The following is a 1,114-nucleotide window of genomic DNA, read 5'->3' on the forward strand; positions in this document are numbered from 1 at the left end:
AAAAGCGTTTGCCGCTGCGGGCTTCGACACGCAACAGGCCACCGGCCGTCAATCGCGTCAGATGCGCATTCGCCGAGGCCGATGACAGCCCGGCAAGTGTCGCCAACTCATCGGAGGGTTTGGCCGAGCCGTCCATCAATGCCCACACCATCGCGGTGCGTTTCGGGTCGGCCAGCAAGGTGGCGATCTGACTGATGCAAGGTGCCTGTTCCATGTGCTCATTCACTCCCTGTTGAATCATTTGTCTGCTGCGTCTGGCGGAAAAGTATAAGCGTGAAAACGCCGGGTTCCGTGCCGTCTTACAGCGCAACCAAGGACAGAAGCTGAAGGAAATTTCCCGATATCCCCGGGGTTATGGTGTAGAGGCTGATCGCTCCGGCAATTGCGCAGTCAATGTCGCACAACGGGCAACGAGCATTTCCCGCAGAAGATTGATCGGCTTGCTCAGTTGCGCGCGATGGGCACACAACAGATTGAGCGGCGTACGTTCGCCCCGCAGCTCCGGCAGGATCAGCCGCAGGCGCCCCGCCAGCACATCCGAGCTGACATCCAGCCAGGACTTGTAGGCGATACCTACCCCCGCCACCGCCCAGCGTCGCACCACATCGGCATCATCACTGAAGCGGTCGCCGGTCACCGTCAGGCCGACATCACGCTTGCCATCGTTAAACCCCCAATGGTCATGCACCCGGCTGCCGAGCATGTACAGCAGGCAATTGTGCTGGGTCAGTTGCTCCAGGTGGCGCGGCTCGCCGTGCCGCGCCAGATAGCTGGGAGCAGCGCAGAGCACGCGGCAGTTGTCCGGGGCGATGGGCAACGCGATCAGGCTGGAGTCTTCGGGTTCGCCGTAGCGCAGGGCGATATCCACCGGCTGGCGGAACAGGTCGGCAATCCGGTCGCCCAACAACAGGCGTACGCTCAGGTCGGGGTATTCGCGCTGGAACTCATCGAGCCAGGGCAACAACTGGTTACGGCCAAAGTCCGACGGCGCCGAGAGTTGAAGCACCCCGCTGACCTGATCCTGGCCGCTGGCCAACAACCGCCGGCCTTCATCCAGGCTGCTCAAGGCGGCCCGGGCGTACTCCAGGAAGCCTTCGCCCTCGGCCGTGAGGCG

Annotated in this window: 2 protein-coding genes; both read right to left on the minus strand. The window is 62.7% G+C overall.

Features of this window, described 5'->3' with window-relative positions:
* A partial coding sequence (locus HX846_RS34320; RefSeq protein ID WP_178967159.1) for a helix-turn-helix transcriptional regulator occupies positions 1–214 on the minus strand: 214 nt, incomplete at its 3' end.
* 138 nt (positions 215–352) lie between these two features.
* A partial coding sequence (locus HX846_RS34325) for a substrate binding domain-containing protein (RefSeq protein ID WP_178967160.1) occupies positions 353–1,114 on the minus strand: 762 nt, incomplete at its 5' end.

It is taken from the genome of Pseudomonas sp. K5002 (genome assembly GCF_013386655.1).
In the GTDB taxonomy this organism is placed as follows: domain Bacteria; phylum Pseudomonadota; class Gammaproteobacteria; order Pseudomonadales; family Pseudomonadaceae; genus Aquipseudomonas.